Annotated in this window: 14 protein-coding genes; 8 read left to right on the top strand and 6 right to left on the bottom strand. The window is 74.2% G+C overall.

Annotation, left to right across the window (positions count from 1 at the left end):
- The first annotated feature begins 36 nt into the window (after window positions 1-36).
- From K7787_RS02815 to K7787_RS02795, 5 genes are all read left to right on the top strand, one after another.
- Complete coding sequence (locus K7787_RS02815) at window positions 37-801, top strand: IclR family transcriptional regulator (protein ID WP_009187750.1); 765 nt, start codon at window positions 37-39, stop codon at window positions 799-801.
- Window positions 802-1,231: 430 nt separating this feature from the next.
- Window positions 1,232-2,026: an MIP/aquaporin family protein gene (locus tag K7787_RS02810; RefSeq protein ID WP_009187751.1), complete on the top strand. Its 795-nt coding sequence runs from the start codon at window positions 1,232-1,234 to the stop codon at window positions 2,024-2,026.
- A gap of 95 nt (window positions 2,027-2,121) precedes the next feature.
- Window positions 2,122-3,660, top strand: a complete 1,539-nt coding sequence (gene glpK, locus K7787_RS02805) for a glycerol kinase GlpK (protein WP_223000387.1) — start codon at window positions 2,122-2,124, stop codon at window positions 3,658-3,660.
- A 9-nt stretch (window positions 3,661-3,669) separates the two neighbouring features.
- The gene (locus K7787_RS02800; protein WP_223000386.1) at window positions 3,670-5,286 is read left to right on the top strand and encodes a glycerol-3-phosphate dehydrogenase/oxidase; all 1,617 of its coding nucleotides are present in this window, start codon (window positions 3,670-3,672) and stop codon (window positions 5,284-5,286) included.
- Window positions 5,287-5,661: 375 nt separating this feature from the next.
- A complete protein-coding gene (locus K7787_RS02795; RefSeq protein ID WP_223000385.1) occupies window positions 5,662-6,768 on the top strand; it encodes a PAC2 family protein in 1,107 nt (368 codons plus the stop codon).
- 87 nt (window positions 6,769-6,855) lie between these two features.
- Here the strand turns inward: K7787_RS02795 and mshC are convergent, their stop codons facing one another.
- From mshC to K7787_RS02775, 4 genes are all read right to left on the bottom strand, one after another.
- Complete coding sequence (mshC, locus tag K7787_RS02790; RefSeq protein WP_223000384.1) at window positions 6,856-8,085, bottom strand: cysteine--1-D-myo-inosityl 2-amino-2-deoxy-alpha-D-glucopyranoside ligase; 1,230 nt, start codon at window positions 8,083-8,085, stop codon at window positions 6,856-6,858.
- A gap of 428 nt (window positions 8,086-8,513) precedes the next feature.
- Window positions 8,514-9,356, bottom strand: a complete 843-nt coding sequence (locus K7787_RS02785) for an SCO1664 family protein (RefSeq protein WP_050790697.1) — start codon at window positions 9,354-9,356, stop codon at window positions 8,514-8,516.
- Window positions 9,320-9,910 carry a DUF3090 domain-containing protein gene (locus tag K7787_RS02780; RefSeq protein WP_019986154.1) on the bottom strand — a complete coding sequence of 197 codons (591 nt, stop codon included), beginning with the start codon at window positions 9,908-9,910 and terminating at the stop codon, window positions 9,320-9,322. The genes K7787_RS02785 and K7787_RS02780 overlap by 37 nt, the downstream gene beginning before the upstream one ends.
- Before the next feature lie 103 nt (window positions 9,911-10,013).
- Window positions 10,014-10,700 (bottom strand): histidine phosphatase family protein, encoded by a 687-nt coding sequence (locus K7787_RS02775; protein ID WP_019986155.1) that lies wholly within the window; start codon window positions 10,698-10,700, stop codon window positions 10,014-10,016.
- Between the two features lie 61 nt (window positions 10,701-10,761).
- Between K7787_RS02775 and corA the strand changes: the two genes are divergently transcribed.
- On the top strand, window positions 10,762-11,763 hold the full coding sequence (corA, locus tag K7787_RS02770) for a magnesium/cobalt transporter CorA (RefSeq protein WP_019986156.1): 1,002 nt from the start codon (window positions 10,762-10,764) through the stop codon (window positions 11,761-11,763).
- Window positions 11,764-11,864: 101 nt separating this feature from the next.
- Here corA and K7787_RS02765 read toward each other — a convergent pair whose 3' ends face one another.
- Together K7787_RS02765 and K7787_RS02760 are read right to left on the bottom strand one after the other, a co-directional pair.
- The gene (locus tag K7787_RS02765; protein ID WP_223000383.1) at window positions 11,865-12,656 is read right to left on the bottom strand and encodes a ferritin-like domain-containing protein; all 792 of its coding nucleotides are present in this window, start codon (window positions 12,654-12,656) and stop codon (window positions 11,865-11,867) included.
- A gap of 267 nt (window positions 12,657-12,923) precedes the next feature.
- Entirely contained in the window at window positions 12,924-13,979 is a 1,056-nt protein-coding gene (locus K7787_RS02760) for an LLM class F420-dependent oxidoreductase (protein WP_223000382.1), read from the bottom strand.
- Window positions 13,980-14,202: 223 nt separating this feature from the next.
- Here K7787_RS02760 and K7787_RS02755 point away from each other — a divergent pair, with 223 nt between their 5' ends.
- Both K7787_RS02755 and K7787_RS02750 read left to right on the top strand, forming a co-directional pair.
- On the top strand, window positions 14,203-15,186 hold the full coding sequence (locus K7787_RS02755; RefSeq protein WP_223000381.1) for an aldo/keto reductase: 984 nt from the start codon (window positions 14,203-14,205) through the stop codon (window positions 15,184-15,186).
- On the top strand, window positions 15,183-17,975 hold the full coding sequence (locus K7787_RS02750; protein WP_223000380.1) for a helix-hairpin-helix domain-containing protein: 2,793 nt from the start codon (window positions 15,183-15,185) through the stop codon (window positions 17,973-17,975). Before K7787_RS02755 ends, K7787_RS02750 begins: the two co-directional genes overlap by 4 nt.
- The last annotated feature ends 3 nt before the right edge of the window (window positions 17,976-17,978 follow it).

Here is a 17,978-nt window from a genome sequence, read left to right as displayed (position 1 = left end):
CGTCGGCGGCCGAAGGGGACGGAGGGCAGGACGGCGATGGCACGGAACATCCAGTCGCTCGAACGGGCGGCCGCGATGCTGCGGCTGCTCGCGGGCGGCGAGCGACGGCTCGGCCTGTCGGACATCGCCTCGTCGCTGGGCCTCGCCAAAGGCACCGCGCACGGCATACTGCGCACCCTCCAGCAGGAGGGTTTCGTCGAACAGGACGACGCCTCCGGGCGCTACCAGCTGGGCGCGGAGCTGCTGCGCCTGGGCACCACCTACCTCGACGTGCACGAACTGCGGGCGCGCGCCCTCGTATGGGCCGACGACCTCGCGCGCTCGAGCGGCGAGAGCGTCTACCTGGGCGTTCTGCACCAGCAGGGGGTGCTGATCGTGCACCACGTCTTCCGCCCGGACGACAGCCGGCAGGTGCTGGAGATCGGGGCGATGCAGCCGCTGCACTCCACCGCGCTCGGCAAGGTGCTGTCGGCGTACGACCCGGTGGCGCACAGCGAGGCGCTGGAGGCCGAGCGCAAGGTGTTCACGGACCGCACCGTGTGCGGCGTCGAGGACTTCGAGCACATCCTCGACCTCACGCGCGCGCGGGGTTACGCGGCCGACGTGGAGGAGACCTGGGAGGGCGTCGCGTCCATCGCGGCGCCCATCCACGACCGGCGGCGGATGCCGGTGGGCGCGGTCGGCATCACGGGCGCCGTGGAGCGGGTGCGGCCGGACGGCGAGCTGCGCCCCGAGCTGATCGCCGCGGTGCGCGACTGCGCCCGCGCGGTCTCCCGGGACCTGGGCGCCGGGCGCTTCTGAGTCCCGTACGGCGGCATCGGCGCGGCCGTACGGCGGCCTCGCCGCGGCCCTACGAACGCTCCGGCGTCCCCCCGCGCGCGGGAGCCCCCCGCTCTCGCCTTACCGGGCGGTACCCCGTCGGTACCCCGTCCCTCCGGGCCGGTACGGCAGTCGCCGTACCGGTCTTCTCGCATGCCCGGTGGGCCCGGACGGCGCCGCCGCGCGGTGGCCGATCAGTAACGATCGTGCTTTCGACAACAGAACTCTTGACGCCCATGAGGTGGCGGGTGAGACTCGCGTCCATCGGTCGGCATTGTCGAACACCTTGCGGCAATACGCGTTAGAGTGTGACAACGCCAGAGGCCGGAATCGCTCTCACCCCTGAGGGCGCCAGACCCCCGGCGGGACCCGGGGTTCGGCTACCCCTGGACGAAGGACAAAGGAGTCGCGGGTGTCCAGCTCCGACATCTTCATCGGCGAGACCATCGGTACCGCCATACTCATCCTGCTCGGCGGCGGCGTCTGCGCCGCCGTCACCTTGAAGGCCTCCAAGGCCCGTAACGCCGGCTGGCTCGCCATCGCCTTCGGGTGGGGTTTCGCCGTGATGACGGCCGTCTACGTCTCCGGCCCGCTCTCGGGCGCCCATCTCAACCCCGCCGTGACGGTGGCCCTCGCCATCAAGGACAGCGACTGGACCAATGTGCCGACCTACATCGGCGGCCAGCTGCTGGGCGCGCTGATCGGCGCGACGCTGGTGTGGCTCGCCTACTACGGCCAGTTCCAGGCGCACCTGACCGACAAGGAGATCGTCGGCGGCCCGGGCGCGCAGTCCACCTCCGCCAAGGCCGTCGAGGCGCAGGAGAAGGGCGCCGGCCCGGTCCTCGGGATCTTCTCCACCGGCCCGGAGATCCGCAACGCGGTGCAGAACCTCGCCACGGAGATCATCGGCACCGTCGTGCTGATCCTGGCGGTCCTCACCCAGGGCCTGAACGACAGCGGCAACGGCCTCGGCCCCCTCGGCGGTCTGATCACCGCGCTCGTGGTCGTCGCCATCGGCCTGTCCCTGGGCGGCCCCACCGGCTACGCCATCAACCCCGCCCGTGACCTGGGCCCCCGCATCGTGCACGCCCTGCTGCCGCTGCCCAACAAGGGCGGCTCCGACTGGGGCTACGCCTGGATCCCGGTGGTCGGCCCGCTGATCGGCGGCGCCATCGGCGCAGGCATCTACAACATCGCCTTCGCCTGACGAGCACGGCGTCCGCGGCGAAGGCCCCGGACGCCGGCCCCGACCGCACCGCCGTATCCACCGCACCACAGCCACACGGACCCCAGGAGCAGACAGTGACCGACGCGCACACCGCCGGACCGTTCATCGCCGCGATCGACCAGGGCACCACCTCCAGCCGCTGCATCGTCTTCGACCGGGACGGGCGGATCGTCTCCGTCGACCAGAAGGAGCACGAGCAGATCTTCCCCAAGCCGGGCTGGGTCGAGCACGACGCCACCGAGATCTGGACCAACGTCCAGGAGGTCGTCGCCGGCGCCGTCGAGAAGGCCGGCATCACCCGCGACGACATCAAGGCCATCGGCATCACCAACCAGCGCGAGACGACCGTGCTGTGGGACAAGAACACCGGTGAGCCCGTCCACAACGCCATCGTCTGGCAGGACACCCGCACCGACTCCCTGTGCCGGGAGCTGGGCCGCAACGTCGGCCAGGACCGCTTCCGCCGCGAGACCGGCCTGCCGCTGGCCTCCTACTTCGCCGGCCCCAAGGCCCGCTGGCTGCTCGACAACGTCGAGGGCCTGCGCGAGCGCGCCGAGGCCGGCGACATCCTCTTCGGCACCATGGACACCTGGGTCATCTGGAACCTGACCGGCGGCGTCGACGGCGGCAAGCACGTCACCGACGTCACCAACGCCTCCCGCACCCTCCTGATGAACCTGCACACCATGCAGTGGGACGAGCGCATCGCCGAGTCGATCGGCGTGCCCACGCCGATCCTGCCCGAGATCCGCTCCTCCGCCGAGGTCTACGGCGAGATCAAGGGCGGGCGCCTGGGCGACCTGCTCGGCGGCATCCCGGTCGCCTCCGCGCTCGGCGACCAGCAGGCGGCCCTGTTCGGCCAGACCTGCTTCTCCGAGGGCGAGACCAAGTCGACGTACGGCACCGGCACCTTCATGGTGATGAACACCGGCGACAAGATCATCAACTCCTACAGCGGGCTGCTGACCACCGTCGGCTACCAGATCGGCGACCAGAAGCCGGTCTACGCCCTGGAGGGCTCGATCGCCGTCACCGGCTCGCTGGTGCAGTGGATGCGCGACCAGATGGGCCTGATCTCCACCGCCGCCGAGATCGAGACGCTCGCGCTCTCGGTCGAGGACAACGGCGGCGCCTACTTCGTGCCGGCCTTCTCCGGCCTGTTCGCCCCGTACTGGCGCTCCGACGCCCGCGGTGTGATCGCCGGCCTGACCCGGTACGTCACCAAGGCGCACCTCGCGCGCGCCGTCCTGGAGGCCACCGCCTGGCAGACGCGGGAGATCGCCGACGCCATGACCAAGGACTCTGGGGTGGAGCTGACCGCCCTCAAGGTCGACGGCGGCATGACCTCCAACAACCTGCTGATGCAGACGCTCTCGGACTTCCTGGACGCCCCCGTGGTGCGCCCGATGGTCGCCGAGACCACCTGTCTCGGCGCCGCCTACGCCGCCGGTCTCGCCGTCGGCTTCTGGGCCTCCACCGACGATCTGCGCCAGAACTGGCGCCGGGCCGCCGAATGGACCCCCCGCATGGACGCGGACACCCGCGACCGTGAGTACAAGAACTGGCTCAAGGCCGTCGAGCGGACCATGGGCTGGATCGAGGACGAGGAGTAAGAAACCGCAATGACCAGTCAGTCCACCCTGCAGTCCGTGCCTGCCCTGGGGACGCACCCGGCCTCCGGCTCCAACCCGAGCCGTGCCGAGACCCGGGAGCAGCTCTCCAAGGCGACGTACGACCTCCTCGTGATCGGCGGCGGCATCCTGGGCATCTCCACCGCCTGGCACGCCGCGCAGTCCGGCCTCAGGGTGGCCCTGGTCGACGCCGGCGACTTCGCCGGCGCCACCTCCTCCGCCTCCTCCAAGCTCCTGCACGGCGGTCTGCGCTACCTGCAGACCGGCGCGGTGAAGCTGGTGGCGGAGAACCACTTCGAGCGCCGTGCGGTCTCCCGCCAGGTGGCCCCCCACCTGGCGAACCCGCTCACCTTCTACCTCCCCGTGTACAAGGGCGGGCCGCACGGCGCGGCGAAGCTCGGTGCGGGCGTGTTCGCCTACTCCGCGCTCTCCGCGTTCGGCGACGGCGTGGGCCACCTGCTCTCCCCCGCCAAGGCGGCGCAGGACGTGCCCGAGCTGCGCACCGAGAACCTCAGGGCCGTGGCCGTCTACGGCGACGACCAGATGAACGACGCGCGCATGGCGCTGATGACGGTCCGCGCGGCCGTCGAGGCGGGCGCGGTCGTCCTCAACCACGCCGAGGTGACCGGGCTGCGGTTCACCAAGGGCCGGGTGACGGGCGCGGAGCTGCGCGACCGGCTCTCCGGCGACGAGTTCGGCGTGAACGCCCGTCTGGTGCTGAACGCCACCGGCCCGTGGGTGGACCACCTGCGCCGCATGGAGGACCCGAAGGCCGCGCCGTCCATCCGCCTGTCCAAGGGCGCGCACCTGGTCCTGAAGCGGACCGCGCCGTGGAAGGCCGCGCTGGCCACCCCGATCGACAAGTACCGCATCACCTTCGCCCTCCCCTGGGAGGACATGCTGCTGCTCGGCACCACCGACGAGGAGTACGAGGGCGACCCGGCGGACGTGTCCGTCAATGACAAGGACATAGCCCAGATCCTGGACGAGGCCGCGTTCTCCGTCCGGGACCAGCAGCTCCAGCGGGACCTGATCACCTACGCCTTCGCCGGTCTGCGGGTGCTGCCGGGCGGTCCCGGCGACACCGCCAAGGCCAAGCGCGAGACGGTGGTGACCGAGGGCAAGGGCGGGATGCTGTCCGTGGCGGGCGGCAAGTGGACCACCTTCCGGCACATCGGCCGCACGGTGATGAAGAAGCTGGAGGAGCTGCCCGGCCACCCGCTCGGCGACGACTTCGAGCCGATCTCGACGCTGCCGAAGAAGCTGCCGCTGCCGGGCATCGCCAACCCGCGCGCGGTCGCCCACCGGCTGCTGGTGGACCGCCCGGCGCCCGGCCCGCGGATGGCGCCGGACACCGCCCGGCACCTGGCCACGCACTACGGCTCGCTGGCCTTCGACATCGCCCGGCTGGCGAACGAGAACCCGGAGCTGGGCGAGCGGGTCCACCCGGATGCCCCGGAGATCTGGGCGCAGGTCGTCTGGGCCCGCGACCACGAGTGGGCCGAGACGGCGGACGACGTGCTGCGCCGCCGTACGACGCTGACGATCCGCGGTCTGGCCACGGACGAGGTCCGGGCGAAGGTGCAGGGGCTGCTCGACGGCAGGTGACCGCCGGGTGACCCCGGTCACCGGTACGGGGCCGGCTCCCTCCGCACGGGGAGCCGGCCCTCCGGCGCGCCCGCGTGAGCCGGGTCCCGCTTGCGCGGGCCGCCTCACGGGGCGTCAGCCGCCCTGGTCACGGGGCCGCTTGGGCCGGTCCGGCGCGCGGCGGCGGACCGGGGGCCGCGGGGTGACGGGGGGTCAGCCGGCCCGGGTCCGGGGCCCGTGGCGACCGGAAGGTCTGGGATCGGCGATCATGGGTGTTCGGGTGGCCCGTACGGGTAGTGATGCGTTCACTCCCCCGTGCACGGGGGCTGCGGACGCCCCCGCCGAACGCCGTAAGGTTGGTGGGTCAGGCGAGGGCACGTCGGAAGGAGGCGCTGGGTGATCGAGCTCGAGGGGGTTCCCGAGCTGATCGACCCGGTCATGGTGGCCGCGTTCGAGGGCTGGAACGATGCCGGCGACGCCGCTTCGACCGCGGTCGCGCATCTGGAGCGGGAGTGGAAGGGCGAGGTGTTCGCGGCGCTGGACGCCGAGGACTACTACGACTTCCAGGTCAACCGCCCCACGGTGTTCATGGACGGCGGCGTGCGCAAGATCACCTGGCCGACGACGCGGCTCTCCGTGGTCCGGGTCGGCGGCGACAAACCCCGTGACCTGGTGCTGGTGCGCGGGATCGAACCGTCCATGCGCTGGCGCTCGTTCTGCAACGAGCTGCTGGGCTTCGCGCACGAACTCGGCGTGGAGCTGGTGGTGGTCCTGGGCGCCCTGCTCGGCGACACCCCGCACACGCGTCCGGTCCCGATCAGCGGGACCACCTCGGACGCGGACCTGGCCCGCCGGATGGACCTGGAGGAGACCAAGTACGAGGGTCCCACCGGCATCGTGGGCGTCCTCCAGGAGGCGTGCACGCACGCCGGCGTCCCGGCGGTCTCGCTGTGGGCGGCGGTCCCGCACTACGTCTCGCAGCCGCCCAACCCGAAGGCCACGCTGGCCCTGCTCAACCGGCTGGAGGACCTGCTCGACCTGCGCGTCCCGCTGGGCGAGCTGCCGGAGGACGCGCGCGCCTGGCAGGTGGGCGTGGACCAGCTGGCCGCCGAGGACAGCGAGGTCGCCGAGTACGTGCAGACGCTGGAGGAGGCCCGGGACACCGCCGAGCTGCCGGAGGCGTCGGGCGAGGCGATCGCCCGCGAGTTCGAGCGGTATCTGCGGCGCCGGGACGGTGGCGGACCCGCGTCGGGCGGCCACGCCACGGCGGACGGCGGCGACGGCTCGTACCTGCGCGACAGCCCCGGCGGCGGCCGCACCCGGCCGCCGATGCCGCCGAAGCCGGAGCCGGGGACGCAGCCGGAGACGGAGACGGACCAGCGGCCCGGAGCGGACCCGCGGCCCGGAGCGGACCCGCGGCCCGAGACCGACCCTCGGCCGGGCGCCGGTCCGCGCCCGGAGAGCGACGCGGCGCCGGGCGACGAGGACTCGTCCGAGGACTGAGCCGACAGCGGGGAGGGGCGGTGCGCTCGTGAGCGCACCGCCCCTCCCCGCTGTGGCGGCCCGCCGCGTCGGCGGGCCGCCGGATCGTCAGAGCGCCACGCCGAGCAGGGCGTCCACGGCGCGCGACACCAGACCGGGCGCGCCCGTGTCCGTGCCGCCCCGCTCCTCCTGGAGTACCGCCCACCGGTCGACCGCGGCGAGCGCGGCCGGGGCGTCGAGGTCCTCGGCGAGGGCGTCGCGGATTTCCTCGACCAGCTTGTCGGCGGCCGGTCCGTCGGGCCGCGAGACGGCCGCGCGCCAGCGGCCGAGCCGGGCGACGGCGTCCTGGAGCACCTGGTCGGTCCACTCCCAGTCGGAGCGGTAGTGGTGGGCGAGCAGCGCCAGCCGGATCGCCGCCGGGTCGACGCCGTCGCGGCGCAGCCGGGAGACGAAGACGAGGTTGCCCTTGGACTTGGACATCTTCTCGCCGTCGAGGGCGACCATGCCGGCGTGGACGTAGGCCTTCGCCATGGGGAACTCGCCGGTGAGCACCTGGGCGTGCGAGGCGCCCATCTCGTGGTGCGGGAAGGCGAGGTCGGAGCCGCCGCCCTGGACGTCGAAGCCCATCCCGAGGTGGTCGAGGGCGATGGCCACGCACTCGATGTGCCAGCCGGGCCGGCCCGCTCCGAGCGAGCCGCCGTCCCAGCTGGGCTCGCCCTCGCGGGCGGCCATCCACAGCATCGGGTCGAGCGGGTTCTTCTTGCCGGGCCGGTCGGGGTCGCCGCCGCGCTCGGCCGACAGCAGCCGCATCGCGGCGGCGTCGAGGCGGGAGACCGAGCCGAAGTGCGGGTCGGACTCGACGGAGAAGTACACGTCCCCGTCCAGCTCGTACGCCGCTCCCAGGTCGCGCAGCCGCTCCACCAGCGGAACGATGCCGGGTATCGCCTCCACGGCGCCTATGTAGTGCCGGGGCGGCAGCATCCGCAGGGCGGTCATGTCCTCGCGGAACAGGGCCGTCTCCCGCTCGGCCAGCGCGACCCAGTCGAGGTCGTCGCGCTGCGCCCGCTCCAGCAGCGGATCGTCGACGTCGGTCACGTTCTGGACGTAGTGGACCTGCCGCTTGGTGTCGAGCCACACGCGCTGTACGAGGTCGAACGCGTTGTAGGTCGCCGCGTGACCCATGTGGGTCGCGTCGTACGGCGTGATGCCGCAGACGTAGAGACGGGCGACGGGACCGGGGGTGAGGGTGACCAGACCCCCGGTCGCGGTGTCGTGGATCCTCAGGTCGCGACCCTGACCAGGCAGGGCGGGGACCTCGGAAGCGGGCCAGGCATGCATGTCATGAGCGTAACCGGACCGCGGTCCCGTCCACGAACCGGACCGGGCCATATGGCCGGATAGGCGCTCTTGCCGATTTCCCGCGGGTGTGCAGCCCCCGTCGGGACCGGCTCTCCGCCGGGTGCGCGGCCCCCCGGGGCCCGCGTGCGGGGCTCCCCGGGGCCCGCGTGCGGGGTTTCCCGGGGCCCGCGTGCGGGGTTTCCCGGGGCCCGCGTGCGGGGTTCCCCGGGGCCGGCCGGGCCGGAGGGCGTCGAGCCCGGCGGGCCAGCTGTGGGGTGCGTCGCGCCCGGCAGGGCGGCTGACGGAGGCGCTGGCCCCGGCGGGCCCACTGACGGGTGCGCCGCTCCCGGCAGGCCGACCGACAGATGCGCTGGCCCCGGCAGGCCGACTGACGGATGCGCCGCTCCCGGCGGGGCCGGGCCCGGCTGCTATACCGGTGGCCAGGGGATCGCCGGCCACTCGCCGCTCGGCTCGGGGTGGACGCCGGAGGCGAGCAGGGCGTCCACCCGCGCGCGCGTGGCGTCCGTCTCGGCCGGGGTGATCAGCCCGGTCAGGCGGGCGGCGAGGGCGCCGCCCTCGCCGAGGGCGTCCCGCAGTCCCTTCAGGACGCCGACCGCCTCCGCGGGCAGCGGCTCGCCGGCCCAGCCCCACAGCAGGGTGCGCAGTTTGTTCTCGACGTTGAAGGTGACGCCGTGGTCGATGCCGTAGAGCCGGCCGTCCGCCGTGGGCAGCAGATGACCGCCCTTGCGGTCGGCGTTGTTGAGCACCGCGTCCAGCACGGCGAGCCGGCGCAGCCGTTCGTCGTCGGCGTGCACCAGCAGCGCGGTGCGGTCCTCGTCGACCTCGGCGAAGCCGATGGCCTTCCAGCCGGGCCCGGGCTCCTCGGCGTCGATCAGCGCGAGCAGTTCGGCCTCCGGGCTGGCGTCGATCCACAGCTGGACCATGCCCTCGCCGTAGGGGCCGTCGCGCAGCACGGTGGGCGGCACCAGGCCCCAGCCGGTCGCCTCGGAGACCTCGTAGGCGGCCACCTCGCGCCCGGCGAGGGTGCCGTCGGGGAAGTCCCACAGCGGGCGCTCCCCGGCGACCGGCTTGTAGACGCAGGACGCCTCCCGGCCGTCGAGGGCGACCGTGCAGAACAGCGCCGCGTTGGAGGCCTCGCGGATGCGGCCGCGCACGGTCAGCTCACCGCGGGCGAGCAGTTCGACGCGGGCCGCGTCGGACGCGGTGCCCGGCGTCACGCTCCGCGGCGGTATCCGTTCTGTCGCGGACATACGTGTCCTTCCGGGTCCAGGGGCAGGCTGCACAGCGGGCACGGCGGCCGCCCGGCGTTGACGACGTCGAGGGCGCGTTTGGCGAAGGCCCGCGCCTGCGTGCCGGTGAGCCGGACCCGCAGCATCGGGGGCCCGTTCTCCTCGTCCTGGAGCAGCCGCTCCTCGGCCTCGGCCAGGTCCTCCTCGGTGTCGGCGTCCAGCTCGACGAGGGCCTGCGCCTCGACGATCATGCGCTGCTCCTCGCCGTCCCAGGCGAGCGCCATGGTGCCGACCCGGAACTCCTCCTCGACGGGGGTCTCCAGCGGGGCGGTGTCGGCGATCTCGGCGGGGGCCATGGCGGGCACGGGGGCGTTGCCGCCGCTGCGCCGCACCACTTCGTCGAGCAGTTCGTCCATGCGCTCGGCGAGCGCGGCGACCTGCGTCTTCTCCAGGGCCACGCTGGTCACCCGGGAGCCGGCGGTGGCCTGGAGGAAGAACGTACGGCGTCCGGGCAGTCCGACCGTACCGGCCACGAAGCGGTCCGGGGGGTCGTAGAGGAACACCTGACGGGACACGTCCTGTCTCCATGGGATCGGGGGGAACGACTGGATGGGCGGGGGGCCGGGGCGCCGCCGAGGAAGGTCGGCGGCGACCGCTTCACCCTACTGCGGCCGACGATCACGGCGCGCCCGCGCCGCCCCCGACCGGTGCGTCGCCGTCCGCGGACTCCTCGCGGGGCGCCAGGGAGGCGAAGTCGCCGGTGTCGCCGAGCCGCACCAGGAAGGGGCGCAGCCGGGTGTAGCGGATCGCGGTGACGGAGCAGGGCTCGACGGAGATCCGCTGGAAGAGGTCGAGGTGCAGGCCGAGCGCGTCGGCGACGAGGGACTTGATGATGTCGCCGTGCGAGCACATCACGTAGACCGCGTCGGGGCCGTGGTCGCGCTCCACGCGCGCGTTCCACTCGCGCACCGCCTCGGCGGCGCGGTGCTGCATCGCGCGCATGGACTCGCCGCCGGGGAAGGCCGCCGCCGTGGGGTGCGCCTGCACCACCTCCATCAGCGGCTCGTCCTTGAGTTCGGCGAGCTTGCGGCCGGACCAGTCGCCGTAGTGGCACTCCCCGATGCGTTCGTCGGTGTGCGCGCTCAGCTCGGGCCGTGCGTCCAGGAGTGGCTGTACGGTCTCCTGGCAGCGCTGCAGCGGGCTGGTGACGACCTCGGCGATCGGCAGTCCGGCGAGCCGGCCGGGCAGTGCGGCGGCCTGCGCGGCGCCGCGCTCGTCGAGGGCGACGCCGGGGGTCCAGCCGGCGAGCAGTCCCTCGGTGTTGGCGGTGGAGCGTCCGTGCCTGACGAGGATCAACGTGGGCATGCGGCCAGGGTAGGCGTACAGGCGACTCCGGCGTGGGCCGGGTGAGAGGAGAACACGCTCCGTGATCGTGGACTGTGGCATCTACCGCGACGGGCACCGCCGGGAGGGCCCCGAGGACTTCTCCGACGCCCTGGACCAGGCGCGGGCGGCGGGCGGGTTCGTGTGGGTGGGCCTGCACGAGCCGAGCGAGGAGGAGTTCGCGCTGGTCAGCGAGGAGTTCGCGCTGCACGCGCTGGCGGTCGAGGATGCCCTGAAGGCCCACCAGCGGCCCAAGCTGGAGGTCTACGACGACTCGCTGTTCGTGGTCCTCAAGCCGGTGGTGTACGAGCCGCACAGCGACACCGTCTCGACCGGCGAGATCATGATCTTCCTGGGCGACTCGTTCGTGGTGACGGTCCGGCACGGCGAGGGCGACGGGCTGGCCGCCGTACGGCACCGTCTGGAGCAGGAGCCGGAGATGCTGGGCAAGGGCCCGACCGCGGTGCTCTACGCCATCGCCGACACGGTCGTCGACCACTATCTGGACGTGGCGACCGAACTCCAGACCGACCTGGAGGAGCTGGAGGCGGAGGTCTTCTCGCCGGAGCGGGGCGGCTCGCGCAACACGGCCTCGCGGATCTACAACTTCAAGCGCCAGATCACCGAGTTCCGGCGCGCTACGGGTCCGCTGGCGCTGCCGATGTCCCGCCTCGGCGGCACCGGCCAGAGCGCCTTCTCCACGGCGGTGCCGTTCGTGGACGACAAGGCCCGGCCCTTCTTCCGGGACGTCAGCGACCATCTGACCCGGGTCAACGAGTCCGTGGAGAGCCTGGACCGGCTGGTGTCGGACATCCTGTCCGCGCATCTGGCGCAGACCGGGGTCCAGCAGAACGACGACATGCGCAAGATCTCCGCGTGGGCGGCGATGGCCGCGATACCGACGATGCTGGCCGGCGTCTACGGGATGAACTTCGAGCACATGCCCGAGCTGCACTGGGTGTGGGCGTACCCGGCGGTGATCGGTCTGATGGCGGTGCTGGAAGTGGTGCTGTACCGGACGTTCAAGCAGCGGGGGTGGCTGTAGGGGCGGGGCGGGCTCCGGGCGGCCGTGGGAGGGGTCGGCGGGCCGTGGCGACCGTGCGGGACGGGCTCAGGCGGCGGGTTCCGGGGACTGGACGGGCGGGCTCAGGCGGCGGGTTCCGGGGACTGTACGGGCGGGCTGCCGAGGGGGTCGCGGCGCTCGGGCATCGTCAGGGTCGTCATCCGGCGCCGGCCGATCAGCCGTTCGTAGCGGTGGACGGCGTGGATGCCGGCCGCGAGCAGCGACGAGCGGGCCGGCGACCAGCCGAGGATGCGGCCCATCCGGGCCATGACCGCGAGGCTGACGTCGCGGTGGACGCGGATCTCGGCGAGCGCGCAGGCGCGCAGCGTCCGCCGGATGGCGCGGCCGTGCCCGGCGGCGGCCAGGCGCAGCAGTTCCTCGTGGCAGTAGGCGAGGTGAGCGTCCTCGTCGGCGGCGATCATCCGCACCGCCCGGCCCAGCTCGGGATGGTCGCCGAAGTGCCGGCACAGCAGGGCCATCTGTTCGGCGGCGCGCTGCTCGGTGACCCTGCTGTGGGCGAGGTAGACGATGATGTCGTGCACGGTGAGGGGCCGGTCGGACTCCAGCCGCTGGTGGGCGAGGCCGATGCCGCGCCGTTCCAGGAGCATGGTGTAGTCGGTCTCGGGCGGCACCGGGACCGGGTCCAGGCCACGTCTGCGCAGCAGGGCGCGGAAGATCCGGCCGTGCTTGCCCTCGTCCGCGCCGTGGCGGGCGATCTTCGGCGCGAGGTCGCGGCACTCCGGGGGCACGAGCGCGGCGATCCGCCCGTTCTCCCAGCCGCCCTGGGCCTCTCCGCCGGCCGCGATCGAGCAGAACAGCCGGAAGGACTCGTCGTGGTCGAGGATCTCCTGGAACAGGCTCCCGGATGAGAGCATCGCGCCGCCTCCCTGCCGCACCGCCGGACCGTCGCAGAGGACGAGTCAAATGCGGGCGCGGGGGCGCCGCAACGGCTGCGGGGGCCCGCTCGGCCGAACGGCGCAGCGGTTGCCCGCCGCGCGGCCGTAACCGGGCGGGGCGCGGGGCGTTGTTCCCGGTGACGGCGGCCGTGGCGGGGAAGTCCCCCGAGCCCCCACCACGGCCGCGAGAAACCCGCCTCCCGACGCCTGCCTTCAGGGCATGTCCGGCTTCGGGGGGCGTCCGTCTCAGGCCAGGCCGGCGCGCTCCAGGGCCTCGGTGCCGGCGCGGAGGGCGGCGACCCGCTCGTCCAGCGTGAAACCGGCGGGCGCGAGGGTCAGCGTGGTGACGCCGGCCGCGGCGTAGGCCTTCATCCGGTCGGCGATCCGGTCGACGGAGCCGAGCAGGGTCGTCCGGTCGATCAGGTCGTGCGGAACGGCGGCCGCGGCGCCCTGCTTGTCGCCGGACAGGTACTTCTCCTGGATCTCCGCGGCCTCCTGCTCGTATCCCATGCGCTGGGCCAGCCGGTTGTAGAAGTTCTGCTGCCGGCTGCCCATGCCGCCGACGTAGAGCGCCGTGTAGGGGCGGAAGGTGTCGGCGAGCGCGGCCACGTCCTCGTCCTCGCCGAGGGCGAGCGGCACGGTCGGGCAGACGTCGAAGCCGTCCATCGTCAGGCCCGCCTTCTCCCGGCCGGCCCGCAGCGGCTTGATCGCGGTCTCCTCCAGGTGCTCGGCGGAGGGGAAGATCAGCAGCGCGCCGTCGGCGATCTCGCCGGTCTGCTCCAGGTTCTTCGGGCCGATGGCGGCGATGTAGAGCGGGATGTGCTCGCGCTGCGGGTGCACGGTCAGCTTGATCGGCTTGCCGGGCCCGCCGGGCAGCGGCAGCGTCCAGTGCTCGCCCTCGTACGTCAGCCGCTCGCGGGACATGGCCTTGCGGACGATCTCGACGTACTCGCGGGTGCGGGCCAGCGGCTTGTCGAACCTGACGCCGTACCAGCCCTCGGAGACCTGCGGTCCGGAGACGCCGAGGCCGAGGCGGAACCGGCCGCCGGACAGCGAGTCGAGCGTGGCGGCGGTCATCGCCGTCATCGCGGGCTGGCGGGCCGGGATCTGGAAGATGGCCGAGCCGACGTCGATGCGTTCGGTCTGCGCGGCGACCCAGGAGAGCACGGTGGCCGCGTCCGAGCCGTACGCCTCGGCCGCCCAGCACACGGAGTATCCGAGCCGGTCCGCCTCCTTGGCGACGGCCAGGTTGTCCGCGTCCATCCCGGAGCCCCAGTAGCCGAGATTGATCCCGAGCCGCATGCCGCATCCCCTTACCGCTGAGTAACGTTCCTGTCGCGGGAGACAGTAGCGCGGGGCGGCTCGGGTGCGGCAGACCGCGTGGGTGTGACAGCCGCCTCGCGGGGCGGCCGAGGGGCCTCGCGGGGCCGGTCCGCGGGGGCGGGACGGGGTTGTCCACAGGGGTGCGGGCGGGTTGTCCACAGGGTGGCCCGCGCCTGTCCCCTGGCCAGTAATCTCGGCGTCCATGGAGCAGAGGCATCTCGGCCGTACCGGCCTGCGCGTGTCCCGCATCGGGCTCGGCACCCTGACCTGGGGCCGGGACACCGACGAGCACGACGCCGCGGACATGCTGAAGGCGTTCTGGGAGGCGGGCGGCACCCTGGTCGACACGGCGGACGTGTATGGCGACGGGGAGGCCGAGTACCTGCTCGGACGGCTCATGGACGGCCTGGTGCCCCGTCGTGACCTGATCGTCTCCACCAAGGCGGGCAGCGTCCCCGACCCGGACCGCCGCTTCGACGGCTCCCGCGGCCATCTGCTGGCGGCCCTGGACGCCTCGCTCGCCCGCCTCGGCACGGACTACGTCGACGTGTGGCACGTGCACGCGTACGACCCCGGAACGCCGCTGGAGGAGACCCTGCAGGCCCTCGACCTGGCCGTCGGCAGCGGCCGGGTGCGCTACGCCGGGGTCTCCAACTTCTGCGGCTGGCAGCTGGCCAAGGCGGCGACCTGGCAGCTCGCGGCGCCGGGCGCCCGGACCCGGCTGGCGAGCACGCAGATGGAGTACTCGCTGCTCCAGCGGGGCGTCGAGCGGGAGGTGCTGCCGGCCGCGCTCGACCTCGGCGTCGGACTGCTGCCCTCCTCGCCGCTGGGCCGGGGCGTGCTGACCGGCAAGTACCGCAACGCGACGCCGCCGGACTCGCGGGGCGCCTCGGAGCATCTGGCGCCGTTCGTCGAGCCCTACCTCGACGACGCGGCGAGCCGCATCGTGGACGCGGTGACGACGGCGGCGGACGGGCTGGCGGTGACCCCGCTCCAGGTCGCCCTCGCCTGGGTCCGGGACCGGCCCGGCGTGAGCGCGCCGATCATCGGACCGCGCACGCTTCCGCAGCTCACGGCGGCGTTGTCAGTGGAGGCGCTTAGTCTTCCTGACGAGATCTGCCGGGCTCTCGACGATGTGTCGGCGCCCGTGCACCGCTATCCCGATCACGACTGGAGCACGCTGTGAGCACGGAGCCGGAGACCACGCAGAAGGCCGGGCCGGGGAGCCCGGACCCGGAGGTGGACCCCGCGACGGCCCGGGACCCGCAGGAGGGCACGCCGGGCGGGGGCCGGGTGCCGGGGGACGAGGCCGTGACCGGCGGCGAGGCGGCCGAGGACGCTGGGACGGGGGACGACGCGGTGCCCCAGGGCGAGGCGGCCGAGGGCGCGGGGACCGGTTCGGGGACCGGTTCGGGGACCGGTTCGGGGGCCGGGGCTGCGGACTCCGGCGCGGAGGCGGACGGTTCGGCGGAGACGGACGGCTCGGCGGAGGCGGGCTCGGGTCGGGTCTCCGGGGCGGGCGCGCACGACTCGGGCGAGGGTTCCGAGGCGGACGTGGAAAGCGCGGGCCGGGGCGCTCCCGAGGCGGGCGCGGAGGACTCCGCCGGGGGTTCCGGTGCGGACGCGGGCGAGGGCTCGGACACGGGCTCAGGTTCCGGTGCGGACGCGGGCGCTGAGGGTGCGGCCGGGAAGATGTCCGAGGCGGAGGCCGAGCTGGCGGCGCAGCGGGCCGAGCGGGAGCGGATCGAGCGGCGGAAGGCCGAGAAGAAGGGGCCGATCGAGAGCGGGGCCAAGCTCAGCGGCCGGGCGGCCGACCTGCTCGCGGCGGTGCGGGCCGTCGAGAGCGGCGAGAAGCCCGCGGCGGCGGTGTTCACCCCGCCCGAGCCGGAGCCCGCGCAGCGCAGGGCGGCGCCCGAGCCGGTCCGGCGGCCGGGCCCCGTGACGGCCGAGGCCGCCGCCGTGCCCGCGGCGCCCGCGCCCGAGACGGTGCAGGCCGTGCGTCAGGTGCTGGCCGCGGGCGGCGCCCCGGAGTCGCTGGCCCTGCCGGTGGCGACGGCGCTCGGCGAGGGCGCGGCGGACCGGCTGCGCGCCGACCCGTGGCAGTTGCTGCACATCGCGGGCGTACGGCCGGAGCAGGCCGACGGTTTCGCGCGGGCGCTGCTCGGCGCGGAGAGCCGCCCGGACGACGAGCGGCGCGGCCGTGCCTTCACGGTCTGGCTGCTGGAGCAGGCGGCCCTCGCCGGGCACACGTCCCTGGAGGCGCCGGCGCTGACCGCCGCGCTGGCTCAGCGCGGGGTGCCCGACGCGGACGCGGCCCTGCAGAGCGCGCTCGCGGAGGGCGAGGCCCTGGTGTTCCAGGACGCCCTGGAGGAGTCGGGCGCACCGGCCCCCGCCCCGGAGGCGGACGGGGACGAGGAGGAGACCGGCGAGGAACGGCCGGTGCGGGTGCTCGTCGGCCTGGAGCGGTACGCGCTCGCCGAGGAGAGCCTGGCCGACGGACTGGCCCGGCTGATCAACTCCGCGCCGGGCGAGCACGGCCCGGCCGAGGGCTGGGAGGAGGCGGCGGACGCCGCCCGGGGGTCGGCCGGCGAGCTGATCCGCGCGGTCTCGGGGCACGGTCTGGTGCTGCACACGGGCGGTGAGGCGGCCCGCGCCGAACCGGCCCGGCTGCTGGCCGGGGCGCGTGCGCTCGGGCTGCGCGCCTGGGCCGCCGCCCACAGTCCCCTGGGCCGGGACGGCTTCACGGAACTGCTCCGCGCGACCGCCGCCGGCCAGGGCGCGCCCGACGCGGGACGCGCACCACAGGCGGGAGGCGGCCCCGCAGGGCACGCGCAGGCCGGGCAGGCCGGGCAGGCCGGGCAGGCCGGGCAGGCCGGGCAGGCCGGGCAGGCCGGGCAGGCCGGGCAGGCCGGGCAGGCCGGGCAGGCCGGGCAGGCCGGGCAGGCCGGGCAGGCCGGGGGCGGCGTGCCCGGGGGCGCGGAGAGTCATGCCGTCGCCACCGTGGCGGGACTCCTGTCGGGCGCGGAGGGGCCGGGGCGGGACGCCGACGGCGCGCTCGACCTGGACCTCCTCGTCGTGCTCGACGCCCCGCAGCTGGACGTGGAGACGGCGGCCCTGCTCGTGGAGTCGCTGCCGGACGGGGCCCGGCTGGTGCTGTCCGGGGACCCGGCGGTGCTGTGGTCGGCAGGCCCCGGCCGCGTCTTCGCCGATCTGCTGGCCGCCCGGGTGTGCCCGCACATCGCCTCGCGGCTGCCGGACCCGGGACCGCTGGGCGAGCTGGTCTCCGGCATCGGCGTCGGCGAGCTGACCCAGGTCGCGGCGCCCGGCAAGGAGGTCGTGATCGTCCCGGTGCGGGACGCGGGCGAGGCCGTGCACCGGACGGTGCAGCTCGTCGCGGACTCGGTGCCCCGGGCGATCGGCGTGCCGGCCGAGCAGACGGTGGTAATCACCCCGGGTCATGGCGGAGCGGCGGGCACGCGCGTGCTCAACGCGGCGCTGAAGGAACGGCTCAATCCGGGCCCCGGCCGGTTCGGCGGCTTCGACCCGGGCGACCGGATCGCCTACTCCCCCGTCCCCGGCCGTACGCTGCCGGGGCGGGTGGTGACGGCCGACGCCGAGGGACTGCACCTGTCGTGCTCGGGCGTCCGCGTGGTCGTACCGAGGGAGCGGGTGGAGGCCTCCGTGCGGCACGGATGGGCGCTGACGGCGCATCAGGCCGTGGGCGGCCGATGGCCGGCGGCGGTCGTGGTACTGCCGGGGGACGCGGCGCAGGCGCTCAGCCGGCCGTGGGTCTACACGGCGTTCAGCCGGGCCGGCCGCCATCTGTCCGTGGTGCACGGGGTGGAGCAGGCGCTGCCGCGGGCCGTGGCCGAGGTGCCGGCCAGAGAGCGCACCACCCGGCTGCCCCTGCTGCTCGCCGCGCAGGCCGCGCAGGCGGCTCAGGCCGCTCAGTCGGAGGAGCGGGCCGAGGCGTGACCC

Origin of the sequence: Streptomyces sennicomposti (assembly GCF_019890635.1) — a bacterium.
GTDB lineage: Bacteria > Actinomycetota > Actinomycetes > Streptomycetales > Streptomycetaceae > Streptomyces > Streptomyces sennicomposti.
Note: the sequence above shows the minus strand (reverse complement) of the source record. Positions and strands in the feature narration are given on the sequence as shown.